Origin of the sequence: Brevibacterium sp. ZH18, from assembly GCF_022748595.1 — a bacterium.
Classification (GTDB): Bacteria; Actinomycetota; Actinomycetes; order Actinomycetales; family Brevibacteriaceae; genus Brevibacterium.
The window spans coordinates 1-17786 of the sequence record NZ_JALDSX010000062.1; the positions used below are offsets into that span (position 1 = coordinate 1).

Annotated in this window: 16 protein-coding genes and 1 pseudogene; 2 read left to right on the forward strand and 15 right to left on the reverse strand. The window is 60.8% G+C overall.

Annotated elements, in window-relative coordinates; genetic code table 11:
- Positions 1–89: 89 nt before the first annotated feature.
- The 7 genes and pseudogenes from MPN20_RS15690 to MPN20_RS15725 form a co-directional block, all read right to left on the reverse strand.
- Positions 90–1259, reverse strand: coding sequence for a phenylacetate--CoA ligase family protein (locus MPN20_RS15690; protein WP_242783659.1), 1170 nt, complete (start codon positions 1257–1259; stop codon positions 90–92).
- A 59-nt stretch (positions 1260–1318) separates the two neighbouring features.
- Positions 1319–2206, reverse strand: coding sequence for an ABC transporter ATP-binding protein (locus MPN20_RS15695; RefSeq protein WP_242783661.1), 888 nt, complete (start codon positions 2204–2206; stop codon positions 1319–1321).
- Positions 2203–3393, reverse strand: coding sequence for an ABC transporter substrate-binding protein (locus MPN20_RS15700; RefSeq protein ID WP_242783663.1), 1191 nt, complete (start codon positions 3391–3393; stop codon positions 2203–2205). Before MPN20_RS15700 ends, MPN20_RS15695 begins: the two co-directional genes overlap by 4 nt.
- Positions 3394–3464: 71 nt before the next feature.
- A complete protein-coding gene (locus MPN20_RS15705; RefSeq protein ID WP_242783665.1) occupies positions 3465–4526 on the reverse strand; it encodes a branched-chain amino acid ABC transporter permease in 1062 nt (353 codons plus the stop codon).
- Between the two features lie 2 nt (positions 4527–4528).
- Positions 4529–5401, reverse strand: a complete 873-nt coding sequence (locus tag MPN20_RS15710) for a branched-chain amino acid ABC transporter permease (protein WP_242783667.1) — start codon at positions 5399–5401, stop codon at positions 4529–4531.
- A pseudogene (locus MPN20_RS15715) lies at positions 5398–7437 on the reverse strand (AMP-binding protein). The gene MPN20_RS15710 and the pseudogene MPN20_RS15715 overlap by 4 nt, the downstream one beginning before the upstream one ends.
- Positions 7434–8339, reverse strand: a complete 906-nt coding sequence (locus MPN20_RS15725; protein WP_242783673.1) for an ABC transporter ATP-binding protein — start codon at positions 8337–8339, stop codon at positions 7434–7436. The pseudogene MPN20_RS15715 and the gene MPN20_RS15725 overlap by 4 nt, the downstream one beginning before the upstream one ends.
- Before the next feature lie 190 nt (positions 8340–8529).
- Between MPN20_RS15725 and MPN20_RS15730 the strand changes: the two genes are divergently transcribed.
- Together MPN20_RS15730 and MPN20_RS15735 are read left to right on the forward strand one after the other, a co-directional pair.
- On the forward strand, positions 8530–9267 hold the full coding sequence (locus MPN20_RS15730) for a helix-turn-helix domain-containing protein (RefSeq protein ID WP_242783675.1): 738 nt from the start codon (positions 8530–8532) through the stop codon (positions 9265–9267).
- On the forward strand, positions 9260–11077 hold the full coding sequence (locus tag MPN20_RS15735) for an AMP-binding protein (protein ID WP_242783676.1): 1818 nt from the start codon (positions 9260–9262) through the stop codon (positions 11075–11077). Before MPN20_RS15730 ends, MPN20_RS15735 begins: the two co-directional genes overlap by 8 nt.
- A gap of 78 nt (positions 11078–11155) precedes the next feature.
- Here MPN20_RS15735 and rplQ read toward each other — a convergent pair whose 3' ends face one another.
- The 8 genes from rplQ to MPN20_RS15775 form a co-directional block, all read right to left on the reverse strand.
- Positions 11156–11689 (reverse strand): 50S ribosomal protein L17, encoded by a 534-nt coding sequence (gene rplQ, locus MPN20_RS15740; protein ID WP_242783678.1) that lies wholly within the window; start codon positions 11687–11689, stop codon positions 11156–11158.
- A 23-nt stretch (positions 11690–11712) separates the two neighbouring features.
- Positions 11713–12711, reverse strand: a complete 999-nt coding sequence (locus MPN20_RS15745) for a DNA-directed RNA polymerase subunit alpha (RefSeq protein WP_242783680.1) — start codon at positions 12709–12711, stop codon at positions 11713–11715.
- A gap of 153 nt (positions 12712–12864) precedes the next feature.
- The gene (gene rpsK / locus MPN20_RS15750; protein ID WP_242783682.1) at positions 12865–13269 is read right to left on the reverse strand and encodes a 30S ribosomal protein S11; all 405 of its coding nucleotides are present in this window, start codon (positions 13267–13269) and stop codon (positions 12865–12867) included.
- A gap of 51 nt (positions 13270–13320) precedes the next feature.
- Positions 13321–13689, reverse strand: coding sequence for a 30S ribosomal protein S13 (gene rpsM, locus MPN20_RS15755; RefSeq protein ID WP_242783684.1), 369 nt, complete (start codon positions 13687–13689; stop codon positions 13321–13323).
- Between the two features lie 190 nt (positions 13690–13879).
- Entirely contained in the window at positions 13880–13993 is a 114-nt protein-coding gene (gene rpmJ / locus MPN20_RS15760; protein WP_009884960.1) for a 50S ribosomal protein L36, read from the reverse strand.
- Positions 13994–14054: 61 nt separating this feature from the next.
- The gene (gene infA / locus MPN20_RS15765) at positions 14055–14276 is read right to left on the reverse strand and encodes a translation initiation factor IF-1 (RefSeq protein ID WP_009884961.1); all 222 of its coding nucleotides are present in this window, start codon (positions 14274–14276) and stop codon (positions 14055–14057) included.
- 324 nt (positions 14277–14600) lie between these two features.
- Positions 14601–15878, reverse strand: a complete 1278-nt coding sequence (locus MPN20_RS15770; protein ID WP_242783686.1) for an MFS transporter — start codon at positions 15876–15878, stop codon at positions 14601–14603.
- A 278-nt stretch (positions 15879–16156) separates the two neighbouring features.
- Entirely contained in the window at positions 16157–17683 is a 1527-nt protein-coding gene (locus MPN20_RS15775; protein ID WP_242783688.1) for an alpha/beta hydrolase, read from the reverse strand.
- Between the last annotated feature and the right edge of the window lie 103 nt (positions 17684–17786).

A 17786-nucleotide genomic window follows, 5' to 3' on the forward strand; every position in this document is an offset into this window, starting at 1 on the left:
AGACTCTGGTGTGAAGAACCGCCGTTGTAGTCAGCGTCGACAATCACTCACGGTTGTTGCCAGCCATATCTGACTACCGCGTCCTGCTCTCACCAACTGCGCTCGTCGACGAGAACTGGACTCTCAGAGGGAATTCCTTCGACGAGGACGACCTCCGCGCGAACTCGAATGAGGTTTCGAATGGTGTCGTCCACACGCTGCACGAGCCGATCACTGCTCGCGTCTGCTTTCTGCCCCACGACGATCTCGCAGCGCAGATGGTCTCTGTTCTGCGCTCGTGTGATGACGAATCGCCCTCCGACGATGCTGTCCTCAGAGCGCAGCACTGCCTCCGCCTGTCGAGGATGCACGAACATTCCGCGGACCTTCGTCGCCTGACCGACGCGCCCCAACACTCCTTGCAGGCGAGACGGGTACTCCGCCCACGCAGACAGATCACCGGTGCCGAATCGCACGACGGGTGCGACATCTCGCAGGACTGTGACGACCACTTCTCCTTCGCCCTCGGTGATCGGCACACCAGTCCCGATCTCGCAGACCTCGACAATGACCTCCTCATCGACGCGCAGACCCGGGCCCGATCCGTCCTCGCAGGCGATCAGCCCCACCTCCGCGGTTCCGTAGGCCATGCGCACGACCGGAACCCACTCCAAGAGCTCGGCCCGCAGCGAATCGGGAAGAGGTTCGGCGGTCACCAGAGCGTACTCGACCCCGAAGTCCTCCCGAGTCCCCCCGTTGTCGGCATGGACGTCGATGAGCGCCTTGAGATAGCTGGGCAGTCCGACGTAGCCACGCACTCCGAGATCCGTGATCGCCTGGACCTGCGCGATCTGATTTCCGATACCGGCTGGAACGACCGTTGCCCCCGCCGCGATCACGGCTTCATCGAACATCGCTCCGGCCGGCGACAGGTGATAGCCGAAGCAGTTGATGACTCGATCACCTGGTGCCAATCCGATCGCGGTCAGCGCGGGAGCCCATCGCCATGGGTCCGACCCCGGCGGCTGAGCCTCGTAGATCGGCCCTGGTGATTGGAAGATTCTGCTCGCGATGGCGTCTCCGGGCGAATGCTGAGCGGGCGCCAGCCCAACCAGTTCGTCCTTCGACAGCACAGGCAACGCCGCGAGGCCGTCCCGATCGCTCACATTCTGCGCTTCGATTCCGGCCGAAGCCAACCGCGCTGCCAGGCTTGTGTCGCTGCTTGCGGCTTTGGCCAGCACTTGACCCAGGTGTTGCACGCTTCCGACGGTGTCCGCCATTGCTTGTCCCTCCATCGTTCTTCACCGTTGCATCGAATCGACCTCTGCGTTGCTGCCGTTCACAGCCAGCGCTTGCGTCGCTTGTAATGCTTCACATCGCGATAGCTTTTCTTCTTATCGCCGGCTCCAATCCCCAGATAGAACTCCTTCACATCGGGGTTCTGGCTCAGCGCGCCTGCCTCATCATCGAGCATGATCCGACCGCGTTCCATGATGTAGCCGTGATGAGCGACGGAGAGGGCGGTCTGAGCATTCTGCTCGACGACCAGCACCGTCAGTCCCGTCTCTGCGTTCAGCCGTGCAATCGTCGAGAAGATCTCCTCGACCAGCAGCGGAGCCAGTCCCAGCGAAGGTTCGTCCAGCATGAGAAGCTTCGGATTCGCCATGAGCGCTCGACCGATCGCCAGCATCTGCTGTTCGCCTCCGGAGAGGAAACCTGCCGTTCGACTGCGCATATCTGCCAACTTGGGAAAGAACTCGTATACGAAGTCGAGCCGGTCTTCTTTCGCGGAGGCCGTGTACCCTCCTGCCTGCAGATTCTCTGCGACGGTGAGATGACCGAAGATGTGCCGACCCTCCATGCACAAGCTCAGTCCACGACGAACCCGATCGGCCGGATCGAGTCGAGTGATGTCCTCGCCAGCGAAGGTGATCCGTCCCGAGGCGATTTCTCCTTGTTCGCTGGGCAGCAGACCGGACACTGCTTTGAGAGTCGTCGACTTCCCTGCTCCGTTCGAGCCGAGGAGAGCGACGATCTTGCCCTCCGCGACTCCCAAGGACATACCCCGGAGCACGAGGATCACTTCGTCATAGATGACCTCTATATTGTCGATGGTGAGCAGCGTCCCCGGGCCGGTGGTCCCCGCCGGCGACGAACCAGCCGCCGCAGACTCTGCCGACCTCAGATGGGCATCGCCTGCGGCCACAGGTGTCGGTTCGTTCGTCATGGCGTCAGGCCACCCTCGACCTCCACCATCTTTCCGTCCTCGACCGTGTACATTCCGGCCGAATTCGATCCCCGATGGCTGTCCGCGCTGAATTCGATCTCCCCGAGTCCGAATACCCCACCGGTGTCGATCGGGCCCATCGTCTCAAGTGCTTCGCGAATGTTGGCTCCGGTCAGCTCTTTGTCACTGTCGAGGGTGGCTCTGATGCCCTCTGCCATGGCGTGCATGGTGTACCAACCCTGGACATAGGAGTTCGCAGTCGTCTTCGGGTCACCGCCGTTGGCTTCCAGATAGTCGACGATCTCCTTGTGACCGGGCTTGTCAGCACTCAACGGCGCAACGGGCTGCACCATCATGTGGCCTTCTGCTGCTTCACCTGCAGCCGTGACGAAGAGCTCGTTGCCGCACCAGTTGAGACACACGATCTTCTGATCTCCAGAGCTGTCGGCCAGATCCTTTGCCAACTGCGCGGCCGGGCTGGCCACGTTCTGGACCATAATGTAATCCGCACCGTCGGCGTCGACCTGGCTGAGCATGCCCGAGTAGTTCGTGGTTCCTGCGGGCATGGCATACGAGGTGACATCGATGTCGAGCCCCTTCTCTTTCACCCAGTCCTTCGCATCCTGAACGGGCGCTGTACCGAATGGAGAGTCGTTGTGGAGAATCGCCACTGCTGTCTTGTCACCGGCGTCCTCGGCGATCCAGTTCATCCCTATTCGAGCCTGATCCGAATATGTCGCCGCGACCACGAAGTTGAAGGGAGACTCCTCCGGGTTGGTCAGCTCTTCGGCGAAGGAACCGGACATGAATGGCAACTCGTCGTTGGCCACGCGGGTCCGCAGAGCTTCGGTGTCGCCGGTTCCCCACCCTTGAATCGCCACCGATTCATCGTTGACGTATTTGCGATAGAGCTCCTCAGCCTTAGGAATCTCATAGGCATAGTCATTGCTCATCGCCTCGAGCTGGCGGTCGTTGATTCCGCCGTTGGCGTTGAGATTGTCGACGTAGGCGAGCATGCCCTCGTTGAATACCGAGCCCACATCACCGGTGGCTCCGGAGAGGTCGGCGAGCACGCCGATCGGGATCGGCTCGTCCGACTCACCGCCGCCGCTTGATCCGCATCCGGTCACCGCCAGCGCCGAGGCTGCGATCCCGGCCAAGAGCATCGTTGCTTTGGTTGCTTTCATGGGTTTCTCCTTGTGTTTGTGCCGACTTCTATGTCGAATGTGGTGGAAGAACTGCAGTCCAGGTGGTGTGGTCAGTATCGGAACGGCCAGAATCCGAAGAAATCTTTGATCCGCTGCCAGATGCGATTGAGCCCACGTGGTTCGAAGATCAGGAAGATGATGATCACGAGCCCGAAGGCCGCGTGCTCGACCGCAGGCAGCTGCTTCTGCACCTGTGGCACCACTCCCCCGATGACTTCGCCGAACATGCGCACCGCGATTGGCAGGAAGGTCATGAACAGCGCACCGTAGATCGAACCCGCGATTGAACCGAGGCCACCGACGATGATCATCGCGAGGTAGAGGATGGAGACGTCCATGGTGAACTTCTCCCACGAGATGATCTCCGAGTAGTGGGCGAGCAGTGCCCCGGCCAATCCGACGTAGGCGTTTGAGACGGCGAAGGCGGTGAGCTTTGTTCGGGTGAGATTGACTCCCATCGCCGAGGCCGCAATGTCCTGATCACGGACGGCCATGAACGCGCGCCCGATGTTGGTCCGAAACAGATTGGTGGCGGTGATCGCGACCAGGACCGTGACGATGATGAGAATGATGTACCACTGCTGTTCGAACGTGGATCGTTCGATCTTGAAGCCGAAGACTTCGAGACGGGACACATCGACGAAGCCCTGCCCCTCGGTGAGGAAGTTCCAGCGCCTGACGATGAAGAGGATGACGACCTGTGATGCCAGTGTTGCAATCGCCAGATACAGCCCTTTGAGTCGCAACGCAGGAAGCCCGAAGAGCACTCCGATCACGGCGGTTGTGGCCACGGCCATGAGGATCGAGAGCGGAGCCGGAACCCCCATGCGATCTGTCAGGATCGCCGAGGTGAATGCACCGACTGCGAGAAACCCTCCCTGGCCCAGAGAAATCTGCCCCGTATAGCCGACAAGGACGTTGAGTCCGATTGCACCGATGCTGGCGATGAGCGCGGTGTTGGCCAGGGACAGCCAATAGTTGTCGAAGACAAAGGGAACGATGATTGCGATGACCGCGACTACGCCGATTCGTATCAATTGCGGACGGGTGTGCCACAGCCTCAGCTGGGATTCGTATGTCCGGTGATACCGGCCTGTTTCGACGGCTGCCATTTTCAGACCCTTTCGATGCGTTTCTCACCGAATACGCCATAGGGGCGAACCAGGAGGATGAGGACGAGGACGATGTAGGGCGCCACCTCGGCGAGGCCAGGATCCAAGTATCCGGCCACGAATTGGGAGATCAGACCGATCGTCAGCCCACCGACGATCGTGCCAGGCACCGAGTCGAGTCCACCGAGAATGACGACAGGAAACACAAGGAGCCCGAAGTTGACGAGATTCATTTCCACCGTGGTGACGTCTGCGAGCAGGATTCCCGCGATGAGGGCGGATACCGCCGCCAGAGCCCAGGACAGCGCGAAGACTCGCCGGACTGAAATGCCGACAGTCATCGCTGCCTGCTGATCGTCGGCGACCGCGCGCATCGCGATTCCGTGCTTCGATCGTTGGAAGAACAGCGTCAGCAAAGTGAGTACGATCCCTGCAACCAGAAGCACCCAGAGCCGATTGGCGGGAATGTGCGCCCCCAGGATCTCGAGCTGGTTGCGAGGGAACAGCGGCGGCATTGATCTGGGTTGCGTGCCAAAGAACATCTGCACCAGAGCGGACAGCAGTCCTGCCAGCCCGATCGTGACCATGATGATCGAGATGTGGCTCTGCCCAACCATGGGTCGGAGGATGAATCGCTCGACCAGCACGCCGATGATCACGGCCGCGACCACACCGACAAGCGCGGCCACGACGATCGGCAGCCGCAAGATCACGAACGCCGTGTAGAAGGTGTAGGCCCCGATGAGCAGGAACTCGCCCTGAGCGAAGTTGATGACGCCAGTCGCTTTGTAGATGAGGACGAATCCGAGTGCGGCGAGCGCGAGGATGGCGCCTTCGGACAGACCGTAGATGAACAGAGAGACGAAGGTGCTCATTTGCGTCCGCTCCAAACTTGGCGGCGAGCCGCATCGGTGGGCATCGTGTAAGTGGAGAGGTCATAGATTCGCAGCGGGATCTCGCGGGAGAGCGTGGTCCCGTCCTGGTAGGTGATCGTCGAATCGACTGTGACGTCTCCGGCTCCGGAATCCAGTGCGTCGATGATCGGGCCGTACCTCTGCGCGATGACCGAGCGACGGACTTTACGAGTTCGGGTGATCTCGTCGTCGTCCGGGTCGAACTGCTTATGGAGGAGAACGAATCGGGCGACGCGGATGGCCTCGGACAGATCTTCGTTGGCACGAACGATCTCCTCGGCGACTAGGTCGAAGACCTCCGGCTTGGCCGCCAGATCCGTATAGGTGGTGTAGGGCAACTTCGCATGCTCTGCCCATGCCCCCACTGTGGAGGGATCAAGGGTGATGATGGCGGTGACTGCCGCACCGTCAGTGAAGACCACCGATTCTTCGACATAGGGAGAGAACTTGAGTTTGTTCTCGATGAAGGCATTGGAGAACATCGTCGAATCGGCTGCGAACTTCACATCCTTCAGACGGTCGACGACGACAAGATGGCCATGTTCGTCAAGATACCCGGCGTCAGATGTGTGCAGCCACCCGTCCCTATCGACGGCTTCGGCTGTGGCCTCCGGGTTCCGGTGATATCCGCGAAACACCGAGGACGACCGCAGCAGGATCTCGTGATCGGCGGAGAAGCGAATCTCGGTTCCTGGGATCGGAGTGCCGACCGAGGTGTAGGAGATATCGTCGTCGCGGTGGACGACTGCGATTCCGCAGATTTCGGTTTGGCCGTAGATCTGTTTGAGGTTGACCCCGATCGAATGGAAAAACCGAAATACGTCGGGCCCCAAGGGGGCACCGCCGGTGTAGCAGCGCTTCATTCGGGTCAGGCCCAGCTGTTCGCGAATCGGACGTGTGGCCACGAGGTTCGCAATTCTGCCGAGCATCTTCAGCCCGGGTCCTGCGCGACGACCAGACGCTGCTTCCGCAGCTATGCGATCTGAGATCTGGTATCCCCAGCCGAAGACGGCCCGTTTGAGTCTGCCGGCTTCATCGATGCGAACCTGAACCTCTGAGAGCATCGACTCCCAGATGCGAGGAGGGGCGAACATGATGTCTGGCCCGATCTCGCGCATATCAGCTCGTTGAGTCGAAGCATCTTCGGGGAAGGATATCGCCATCCCCTTGAGCAGCCCGCATGCCACTGCGAGCATCTGTTCACCGATCCACGCAAAAGGAAGGATCGAGACGTAGCGATAGTTCGGTGTGATCGGGTCGATCGAATCGAGATTCGCTGCCATGCTCAGTAGATTCGCATGACTGAGGTAGGCGAGTTTCGGCTTCGAGGTGGTACCAGACGTGGTGCAGATGACTGCTATGTCATCAACATCGCCTTGGGACATCTGGGAATCCAGTCAGTCCGAGTTCGTGGCAAGCGCCCGCGCTCCCCTGGCTTCGACCTCCGTGAAGTCGAGGAGAATGCCATCGGTGTACTGTTCGAGTCCGTGTGGATCGTAGAACACGATGGTGTCGATGCCGAAGGCGAGGCCCGCGTCCTCGTGAGCAGTCTTGAGCGCCAGAAGCTTGTCAACCTGCTCTTGGTCTTCTGCCACGACGACTCGAGCCGCCGAGGATTCGAGGATATGGGTGAGCTCATCGCCGATCGAGGTCGGATAGATTCCCACGACGCTGGCCCCCAGGGTCTGAGCAGCCAATTCCGCGATGAGCCATTCTGGCCGATTGTCACCGAGGACCGCTACGATGTCACCCCGGATCACACCCAGTTCCGCAAGACCAGAGGAGAATTCCCGGACTCGCTGGTAATACAGTTGCCAACTCATCGACTGCCAGATCCCGTACCGCTTCTCCTGCATTGCTACACCGGTGGGATCAGTGGTGGCCAAATTCCTCAGGTGCTGCGGCATGGTCTCTGTGATGGCGGAGACTACGCTGCTCTGGCTCCCCCGTCCGCCTGCGGAATCTGCAGACGGCGTCTCGATCGCGCGTGAAGTCATTTCTGGGCCCCCAAGTAGGCTTCGACGACGGCCGGGTTTTTCATGACTTCAGCGGGTGTTCCATCAGCGATGACTTTGCCGAAATCGAGGACAGTGACCTGCTGAGAGATGTCCATCACGACATTCATATCGTGTTCGATGAGAACGATCGTCACACCGGCGAGTTCATGAACGTCGAGGATGTACCGCGCCATGTCCTCCTTCTCCTCTGCGTTCATCCCCGCCATCGGCTCATCGAGGAGAAGCAGCGCCGGCTGCATTGCCAGTGCTCGTGCCAGCTCCACGCGCTTCTGAATTCCGTAGGCCAGCGTCCCTACCGGCTTCGAACGTTCGGCCTGCAGCTTGAGAAGATCAATGACCTCTTCGACGATCACCCTATGGGCGATCTCCTGCTTCCTCGCCGGGCCCGTCCAGAGAAACGCCGCCGCAAGATTCTGCTTCATATGGATGTGGCGGCCCAACATGATGTTTTCCAACACGCTGAGTTGGTCGAAGAGTTCGATGTTCTGGAAGCTGCGGGCCACGCCGAGGCGAGCGACACGATTCGGTTTCAGACGAGTCAGTGCGCGTCGCTCGATGGACTTCTCCCCAGCTTCGCGTTCGTCGGAGGGTGCCGACATCCGCTGTGTCCGTTTCCGGCCCTCTTCACCGGCCACGAAATTGAGGACGATCGACCCGGCGGTGGGACGATACAGACCCGAGACACAGTTGAGCAGCGAAGACTTTCCCGCCCCGTTCGGACCGATCACCGCGTGGATCGAACCACTCGTCACGGTGAATGACACCTCAGAGAGCGCCTTGACCCCGCCAAAGGCCAGTGACAGCGCCTCAACCTCGAGCAATGGCTGCCCGGCGGCCATTGAACTCCCACTCAGCGAGTGCTGATAGGCACGTGTGCGCACTTGGTCTCCTCACATTCGGATGACGGGGACGAATGCGCCGCTTCACTGTGACGACATTCACTTCACTAGTGATCGTAGTTTTTCATTATGTGAAACGCAATACCTTTTGAAGAAACCGTGTTGTTATTGTCACAATCATCTCTCGAGAGTTAAGCTTCCAAGGAAGCAATCGGCGAGCAGAGGTGCACAAATGACCGACAACGAGTCCGGTGTCCGAGGCGGTCTTGGCACGATCAGAAACGCCAGCCGACTCCTCGAGCTCCTGGCACACGGGCCCGCCTTCCACCACCTGACAGAACTAGCTCAGGAGTCGGGGATGTCAGTTCCGACTGTTCATCGGCTTCTGCGTTCCTTGACGATCGCGAAACTCGTCAGTCAGGATCCGACCACCGCGAGATATGGCCTCGGTCCGGAGCTGACTCGCCTGTCAAACCACTTCGTGTCCCGCCATCCGGTCGCGACTGCCTTCGCCCCGTTCGCCGTTTCTCTGCGCAACCAGCTGAACGCGACAGTCTCGATCCACATCCTCGTCGACCGCGAAGTCGTGTGCATTGATCAGATCGATGCCGATGATCGGGGGGCATTCAGATCCCCGGGAACCACCCACCCCGTCACGAGGTCAGCTCCCGGCCGAGTCCTTCTTTCCCATGCACCCACGGATCACTGGTCGACGATCATCGAGGGCGATCCGCAGATCTCGGACTCTGATCGCGACGTGTGGGCTCGGTCCGACTATGTTCATGTCCTCAGCCAGGACATGGTCCATCCTGCACAGGTAGCGGTGCCGATCCGCGACGCCTCAGGCGTGGTCGTTGCGGCACTGTGTGCCGATGTCGAGTCGGCGGCAGAAGCCGCTCAGATCGAGCGAACCGGTGCGGCACTCGCCAGGACCGCAATGACCTGCGGAAGGACCATCATCCATGCCTGAGAGACAAAACGCAGATAAGATCGACAATCATTTGGAGACGATTGGGAGCAACTGGCGTCCGATCATCAACACCCTTGACTGGGAAGTCGAACCCGATGAGTTGTTCCGACCGGATGCAACAGGTGGGACGTGGTTCCCGGGAGCCAGAATCGACGCGCTCTACAACCTGCTCCTGCGCCATCTGGACACGCATTCCGATCGAATCGCCCTCCAGTGGGAGGGAGAACCTGGTGACCGCCAATCATTGACCTACCGTGAACTGGCAGATGACGTGGCGACCTTTACCGCCGCATTGCAAAAGCTCGGGGTCGGCGCTGGAGACCGTGTGGCTCTCCATACCGGGTGGCTGCCGTCGACCGCGGTCGCCATGCTTGCCTGCACTGGGCTGGGAGCGCCGTGGACTCTCATCCCTGTGTCACTACCCGTCGAAGCGCTGTCCCAGAAGTTCGCCCAGCTCAATCCGACTCTTGTGGTCACTCAGGACGGCGCATGGAGACACGGATCGATCATTCCCACCAAGCACAGGGTCGACGACGCCCTCGCCGCAATCGAGAGTGTGGAACATACGATCGTCGTGCGGCGGACGGGAATGGATGTCGCTTGGTTCGTTGGTGACCATTGGTACTCCGACCTACTGGAGTCGCATAGAGACCGTAGGCATTCCGCAGGGTTCGTCTCTCCGACGTCAGCAGTCGACGTGGACACCACTCTCTGCCGTGTCCTCGTGGCGTCACACGACTCACCAGCACTACTGACCTCGCACACCGTGGGGCAGCTGTTGCCCAACATCGCGGCATTTCACAGGGCGATCCGCGGGCCGGGCAACCTCTGGTGCGCCGGCGATACCAGTTGGGTGGTCTCCCAGTGGCATGGTCTGCTGGGTCCGCTGCTCTTCGGCGATACAGCCATTCTCTATGAAGGCACCCTCGACATTCCGAACCGTGACCGCGCCTGGCAGATCATCGACAGGTTCAACGTTTCGACCTTTCTCACCGCGCCCTCGGTCATGCGCAGCATCCGTGAATGGGAGGACGAATCGCATAACCGGGCGGACTCCGGAATTCGGCGCATCATCACTGCGGGCGAAGCGGTGGAACCCGAGCTCAAGGCATGGCTGCGAGAGAGATTCAGGGCACACGGCACCGAGGTGATCGATGGGTGGGGGCAGGTCCTCCTCGGCGGCATTGTCTACCTTCGGCACGCGTCCGCGACCATGCCGGACTGTGGACTGCACGTCATCGCCGACGATGGACAGACGATCAGACCGGGTGAGACCGGGGAAATGGTGCTCACGATGCCGTTACCCGGACAGGTCCGAAGTTGGGAGGGCCCTGGCAGCTCGTCGACTCGCGACAAACAGCAACGATTCGGTCCCGACCGCTATGCGACCGGCGATCGCGTCACGTTCTCCACCACTGGAGAGGTCATCCACCATGGAAGGCTCGACGACCTGGTCTCGATCTCTGGTCAGCTCATCTCTCTGTCTGCGGTCGAAAACGTCATCGACGATCATCCTTTTGTGCACAGTTCCAGCGCACTGGTCATTCGCCGAGAGGGCATCGGCCGCGCTGTCGCCGCTGTCGTGGCGACTGTTCCTGAAGCGTCCGGGATAGTCGACTTCGAAGTCGACGATTCGTCTATCGCCTCGGAAATCATGAATTCGGTCCACGACGTGCTCGGCGGGCTCGGCCGGCCACGGGCAGTGGTATTCGTCGACGCTGGCACAATCGATCTGCCCAAGATAGAACTGGCAGAAGAGGTCACAGCTCGTCTCCAACGGGGCGACACATGGCTACGTCTGTCCGGCTAAATCTTTCAAACGCGGCCACGATACACATCAGGCGGGCACCCAGTGGGTGCCCGCCTGAGATGTTGAGTCAAAGAGTCCTTACTTGGTCTCTTCGGCGCTCTCGTCAGCTGCTTCTTCAGCAACCTCGTCGGTTGCAGCCTCGTCGGCCGCTTCCTCAGTGGTCTCTGCCGGAGCTTCCTCGACGACCTCTTCCTTCGCTGCTGCGGTTGCGGTTGCCTGCTCGGCTTCCTTCACCGTGGCCTGCTTAGGCGAGTAGGGCTCGAGGACCAGTTCGATGACGGCCATCGGAGCGTTGTCACCGGCGCGAGGGCCGATCTTGGTGATACGGGTGTATCCGCCAGGACGCTCGGCCATAGTTTCGGCGATCGAGGTGAACAGCTCGTGGACGATCGACTTGTCGCCGATCTGTCCGAGCACGCGACGACGGGCGGCGAGGTCGCCCTTCTTCGCTGCCGTGATGAGACGTTCCGCAACCGGACGCAGGCGCTTGGCCTTGGTCACGGTCGTGGTGATCTTCTTGTGCTCGAACAGGGCTGCTGCCATGTTGTTGAGCATCAGACGCTCGTGTGAGGGCGAACCGCCGAGGCGGGGACCCTTGGTTGGGGTTGGCATAGTGAGTTACTCCTAGGTCTTGGTCAGTACTGTTCGTCTTCGACGTAGGACTGGTCCTCATCAACGAGACCGGGCTCGAACCCGGCGGGACTGTCCTTGAGGCTCAGGCCCAGCTCGTTGAGCTTGGCCTTCACTTCGTCGATCGATTTCGAACCAAAGTTGCGGATATCCATGAGGTCGGCTTCGCTGCGAGCAACGAGTTCGCCGACCGTGTGGATGCCTTCGCGCTTGAGGCAGTTGTAGGAGCGCACGGTCAGATCGAGATCTTCGATGGCCAGCGCCAGATCGGCAGCCAGCGCTGCGTCAACAGGCGACGGTCCGATCTCGATGCCCTCTGCTTCGACATTGAGTTCCCGAGCCAGGCCGAAGAGCTCGACCAGAGTCTTGCCCGCAGACGCGATTGCGTCGCGCGGGACCATCGACGGCTTGGTTTCAACATCGAGGACCAGACGGTCAAAGTCGGTGCGCTGCTCAACACGAGTAGCCTCGACCTTGTACGTGACCTTGAGAACCGGCGAGTAGATCGAGTCGACCGGAACCCGGCCGATCTCTGCGTCGGCGTTCTTGTTCTGAGCGCTCGAGACGTAGCCGCGGCCGCGTTCGATGGTCAGTTCCATATCCAGACGACCCTCACCATTCAACGTGGCGATATGCAGATCCGGATTGTGGATCTCGACTCCGGCAGGAGCTGAGACATCGGCTGCGGTCACGGTGCCGGGACCCTGCTTGCGCAGGTAGGCGACGACCGGTTCGTCGAATTCCGACGACACGACCAGGGACTTCAGGTTGAGGATGAACTCAGTGACATCCTCTTTGACTCCTGGAACGGTACTGAATTCGTGGAGCACTCCGTCGATCCGGATGGATGTGACGGCGGCACCTGGAATCGATGACAGCAGGGTACGACGAAGCGAGTTGCCAAGGGTGTAGCCGAATCCTGGCTCGAGTGGTTCGATGGCGAACCGTGAGCGATTCTCGGAGACGACTTCTTCCGTGAGCGTTGGGCGCTGTGCAATGAGCACGTGGGCTTCCTTTCAGCGAACATCCGCTATATGACGTTCGCACTGCACGTCATGGTTTTCACACCATGAAGAACGGTTCGGGTTAACGTGGAATCCGTTCTGCGACCGACGTCGGGCCCAAGGCCCGGCGTCCGTTGCAGTTCGACGGAAGGATCAGCCGCGGCGGCGCTTCGGGGGACGGCAGCCGTTGAACGGAACCGGAGTGACATCTTGAATGGTGCCCAGTTCCAGACCGGCGGCCTGCAGCGAACGGATCGCGGTTTCGCGTCCCGAGCCCGGTCCCTTGACGAACACGTCGACCTTCTTCAGGCCGTGTTCCTGTGCGCGACGGGCAGCGGATTCCGCAGCCATCTGTGCGGCGTAAGGGGTCGACTTACGTGAACCCTTGAAGCCGACCTCACCTGAGGAGGCCCAGGAGATGACAGCACCGGTCGGGTCAGTGATCGACACGATGGTGTTGTTGAAGGTTGATTTGATGTGGGCCTGGCCGGCAACGATATTCTTCTTGATCTTGCGGCGAGGCTTACGCGCGGTTGCGGCGCGTGACTTGGGAGGCATGTGTTTTACTCCTGATCGAGGTGGTTGATGCTGCTCAACCGGGTGAGCATATTACTTCTTCTTACCGGCCACGGTGCGCTTCGGTCCCTTGCGGGTACGCGCATTCGTCTTGGTCCGCTGTCCGCGAACCGGCAGACCGCGGCGGTGACGCAGGCCGGCGTAGCTTCCGATCTCCACCTTGCGGCGAATGTCGGCGGCCACCTCACGGCGGAGGTCACCCTCAACCTGGAATGTGCCCTCGATGTAGTCACGCAGCTGGACGAGCTCGGCGTCGCTCAAGTCCTTCACACGGGTGTCAGGGCTGATTCCCGTCTCGGTCAGGGTCTGGCGCGCACGGGTGCGGCCCACACCATAGATGTATGTCAAGGCGACTTCCACGCGCTTTTCGCGCGGGATGTCGACTCCGGCAAGTCGTGCCATAGGTACTAACTCCTGTTGTAGTTTCGGAGGTGCTGATGCAAACCTGTCCTTGGTGTCCCAAGGTCCTCGGCCCCCGACCGAAGGTGTCGTCCTGCAATTCCCCTAGCGGGGCTGTGCAGGTGGCGAGGTCTGCGCGGGTGTGGTGCTGCTGAAGCCCCTCACGGGTGCTTCCGTCTGCTCGAAGAGCTGCTCAACCCTGGCGCTGTTTGTGACGCGGGTTGGAGCAGATGACGATGACCCGACCGTGACGGCGGGTAATCTGGCAATTCTCGCAGATCTTCTTGACGCTGGGCTTAACCTTCATCGTTATTCCTTCTTCCGGCCCTTACCCCAAGCTGGGGCACGACTCGAATGATCGAAGATCCTTACTTGTAGCGGTAAACGATTCGTCCACGCGAAAGGTCGTATGGAGAAAGCTCCACAATGACCCGATCCTCGGGCAGAATCCGAATGTAGTGCTGTCGCATCTTTCCTGAGATATGCGCAAGCACCCTGTGACCGTTGCTCAGCTCGACCCTGAACGATGCGTTCGGGAGAGCCTCGACAACGCTGCCTTCGATCTCAATGACCCCTTCTTTTTTGGCCATATCGTTCGCTAACCTCGTATTCCCGCGAATCAATCGCGTTCGACGTAATCGTGTATCGTCCGTTGACACTGACGACCCCATGGACTGCGGTTCTCCCCACCATACGAAAAGCTGTGGAAGGCAAATGCCGCCCACAACTAAAAAAGGGTGAGTTGAGTGAGAACAGACCAGTCATCAACCCTACACGATGAGCGAAGATTGTTCCACACGGTCCTGGCTTCCTGAGGTGAAGTCGCTTACAATCGCTTTCCTTCGCACCTTTCCCAGGTGCTCCTTCCCCCACCGAGGCAGCTCTGATCCCCCTGCGAATGCCGAGTTCTGCGCTCACCCAGTGTGCCGGGTTCCGTACTTCGCCCGGACGCTGACGAAGACGGCGACTGCCAGTACCAGGAGTCCCATCACGGTGATCGAGGCGAACCCTCCGAAGGCGAGCAGCGGACCTGACAGTGCGGCCAGCGCGGCGGCGCCGAAGTTCATCCCCGCATCCGACAGACCCTGGACCGCCATGCGATGGTCGGGCTCGATCTCCTTAGTCAGCAGAGTCGAACCCGCGATGAGACTTGCTGACCACCCGAGTCCCAGTACGAACAGCGCGACTGAGAGCCGAACGAATGAAGACTCCCCCAGAGCATCGACGAGCCCGAGCAGCAGCGCCACAGCGAACAGAGTCTGACCCAGCAGGATGACCCGACCGGCTGAGAATCGGTCGGTGAGGTAGCCGAACACCGGAGACAGACCGTACATCCCGAGGATGTGACCTCCGATCGTGATGCCGATGAGTTCCAGCCCCAAACCGTGATGGTCCATGTGCAGAGGGGTCATCACCATGGTCGCGACCATGATCATGTGCCCAGTGACAACTGATAGCAGACCCATCAGTGCGCTCGGGGAACGGCGAATGGCCTGCCAGGTGCCGCCTCGGCGAAGGGATGTCGATGCGCCCTCTGGGCGCCCGGTGTCGGCAGCAGGCCCGGTGTCGGCAGAGCCGACGGACGGCTGACGAATGAGGGGCGTAATCCGGTGCAGGAACAGGACGCTGATGAACGACAGCAGGAAGCCTGCGATCGCGATGACGAACGGACCCGACAGCGGGTCGAGCCCTAACGAGCGTCCCAGCTGAGTTCCGGGTCCCGACAGATTGGGCCCGGCCACGGACCCGATCGTCGTGGCCCAGATGACGACGGACATCGCCGAGCCCTTGAGGTGGTCTGGTGCCGCGTCGGTCGCGGCGTAGCGCCCCTGCAGCCCGGCGGCCGTTGCTGCGCCAAAGCAGCCCATGCCCAGGAAGAATGCGATGTCGATGCCGAACATGATTGCGAGCACGATGAGGACGGCGCCGAAGAATGCAATAGCGTACGCGCTGGCCAGGGCGGTCCGACGGCTTCTGCGCTCGGCCAGACGAGCCAGGGGGACGGCGAGGATCCCGGCGCCCAGGATGGAAGCAGTCTGCGCGAAGCCGGCGAGCTCGGTGCGTCCGGTCAGTCGCTCGGCAAGGATTCCACCCACTGCGAATCCTGTGGCGATGCCGATCCCGGCGAACAGCTGTGCGAGGCTCAGCGCCCATTGATTGCGTCGAAAGACCGAGTGCTGTGACTCTGACATCGTCTGTCTCCTCCGGGTCGAATGAGCGCAATCTCCGACAGTGTGCCTGACCGATGCAGTGCCGGTCCGTCACTGTGCCGGTCCGTCACCGTGCCTGTCCGACGCTGTGCACGCAACGGGTACTACTGGTTCGTGAGTATAGATTCTCGTGCTCGTCAGACAGGAATGAGGGCCGGGGGCGGACGGCGAATCCGCTCCCGGCCCACTTCTCTCCGGTCCTACCTTAGTGCTTCACGACGGCCTCGAGTGGAGGCGAGGGCCGCTCGGTGAGCAACCGATCAGTGCGCGGCACCGCCCTTTCGCCGGGAGGCGCGGTAGACGACTCCGCCTGCGGTCAGTAGGACCACGGCTCCAGCCAGCAGCGGCCAGATCTCGGCGCCGGTGCGCGGCAGATCACCTGGCCCGTGTCCGTTGTTGTCATTGCCGTCGCTATCACCGGTGGCGCCGTCGGAGGTACCGTCATCGCCGGGGGCAGGTTCATCGCCGCCGCCCTTCGGGTCATCGTCCGTGCCGTCGGAACTGCCGCCGTCGTTGCCGTCATCACCCTTGCCATCGTCGTCGCCGACCACGGTGAGCGTGGTGTTGGCTACGGTCTTGCCGTCGGCATCGAGGAGTTGTACGACGTATGTGCCCGGTTTGGCATCCTTGGGCACCTTCACCTGCGCTGCGGCATTTCCGCCATTGTCCGTTGCCAGGGATCCGAAGTCTCCGCCGGTTTCGAATGCGACCGTGAATGACGTTTCAGGGTCGAGGTGCTTGACGCTCGCGAGGACCTTGTCGCCAGCATGGACAGTGTCCTTTGACAGCATGAAGTCATCGGCACGGAAGGTCTCCATCTTGCACCTCGTAGGCAGGGTGATCGTGTCTCCGCGGTCATCGACTGCCGTGTCCGGCTTGGGCAGCTTCGGCCCGAAGTCTCCCGTCTTCGGCAGTGCGCCCTTCGTCAGGAAGCCGTTGACCGTGACATCCGTGCAGGCCTTCGCCTCATCACCGGACATGTACGAGGTGTGCGATGCACCGGAGACCGACAGCAGGCTTCCGTCGATTGTCCGAGCCAGCTTCACACCGGAGGCGTAAGGAGTTGCCGAATCGTGCGAGGTCGAGACCACGAGGATGTTCGGCACCGCAGTCAGGTGCTGCGGCTTGGGCAGAGTGCCCTTGAACTTCCAGAAGTCACAGTAGTCGTAGATACCAGGTGAGACTGAGGCTGACTGGAACGGCCCGGCATCGTCAAAGCGCTTCGCCAGATCGCGCAGCTTCTCGATGTCAGGTTTGTCGCCGTAGCTATTCTCATCCGTGCAGCGGATGTTCGTGAATGCCTGCAGCATCGGATCGTAGTGACCCTCCGGAGTGCGTTCGTTGTACTGATCGGCCAGCTCCATGAGGACTCCTGCGGTGTCGCCCTCTTTGAGCTCGGTCAACCCTGTGGCCAAGGTGGCCCACAGCGATTCCGAATACAGTGCCTGGATGACGCCGGTACGAGCATCGCCGAAGGTGACCTCTCGGTCGTCGCCGTCGGCACCGGTGGGCAGAGTGTTGCCCTCAAGCGACCGCAGAATCTCCTGATTGGCCTTCGTCAGTGCGTCCCGGTCTGAGATGCCATTGCCCAAGGCACAGGAGAAGGGCTCATCGGCCAGATGCTGCAGACGCGCGGGGAATACGATACCCGGGTAGGTCTCGGACCAGGTCTTGCCTTCCTTGCCCTTGGCCGAGCAGTCGAGGGCGAACTGCTCGAAGGTGCCCTGGAAGCCAGCGATCTGGTTGACCGAGTCGTCCGCGTCTTCTTCGGCATCCTCGGCGCGCACAATCTTCCCACTAGGGCATGTCTCCTTTATTGGCGGAGCCATGTCAGGATCGCGCTGATCACGACGGCCGCTCGATAGGTGATGGCGAGCTTGTCGTATCTCG

Coding starts and splice junctions, on each gene's coding strand:
- MPN20_RS15690 (WP_242783659.1), bottom strand. CDS start 1,259: ATGGCGGACACCGTCGGAAGCGTGCAACACCTGGGTCAAGTGCTGGCC.
- MPN20_RS15695 (WP_242783661.1), bottom strand. CDS start 2,206: ATGACGAACGAACCGACACCTGTGGCCGCAGGCGATGCCCATCTGAGG.
- MPN20_RS15700 (WP_242783663.1), bottom strand. CDS start 3,393: ATGAAAGCAACCAAAGCAACGATGCTCTTGGCCGGGATCGCAGCCTCG.
- MPN20_RS15705 (WP_242783665.1), bottom strand. CDS start 4,526: ATGGCAGCCGTCGAAACAGGCCGGTATCACCGGACATACGAATCCCAG.
- MPN20_RS15710 (WP_242783667.1), bottom strand. CDS start 5,401: ATGAGCACCTTCGTCTCTCTGTTCATCTACGGTCTGTCCGAAGGCGCC.
- MPN20_RS15730 (WP_242783675.1), top strand. CDS start 8,530: ATGACCGACAACGAGTCCGGTGTCCGAGGCGGTCTTGGCACGATCAGA.
- MPN20_RS15735 (WP_242783676.1), top strand. CDS start 9,260: ATGCCTGAGAGACAAAACGCAGATAAGATCGACAATCATTTGGAGACG.
- rplQ (WP_242783678.1), bottom strand. CDS start 11,689: ATGCCAACCCCAACCAAGGGTCCCCGCCTCGGCGGTTCGCCCTCACAC.
- rpsK (WP_242783682.1), bottom strand. CDS start 13,269: ATGCCTCCCAAGTCACGCGCCGCAACCGCGCGTAAGCCTCGCCGCAAG.
- rpsM (WP_242783684.1), bottom strand. CDS start 13,689: ATGGCACGACTTGCCGGAGTCGACATCCCGCGCGAAAAGCGCGTGGAA.
- rpmJ (WP_009884960.1), bottom strand. CDS start 13,993: ATGAAGGTTAAGCCCAGCGTCAAGAAGATCTGCGAGAATTGCCAGATT.
- infA (WP_009884961.1), bottom strand. CDS start 14,276: ATGGCCAAAAAAGAAGGGGTCATTGAGATCGAAGGCAGCGTTGTCGAG.
- MPN20_RS15770 (WP_242783686.1), bottom strand. CDS start 15,878: ATGTCAGAGTCACAGCACTCGGTCTTTCGACGCAATCAATGGGCGCTG.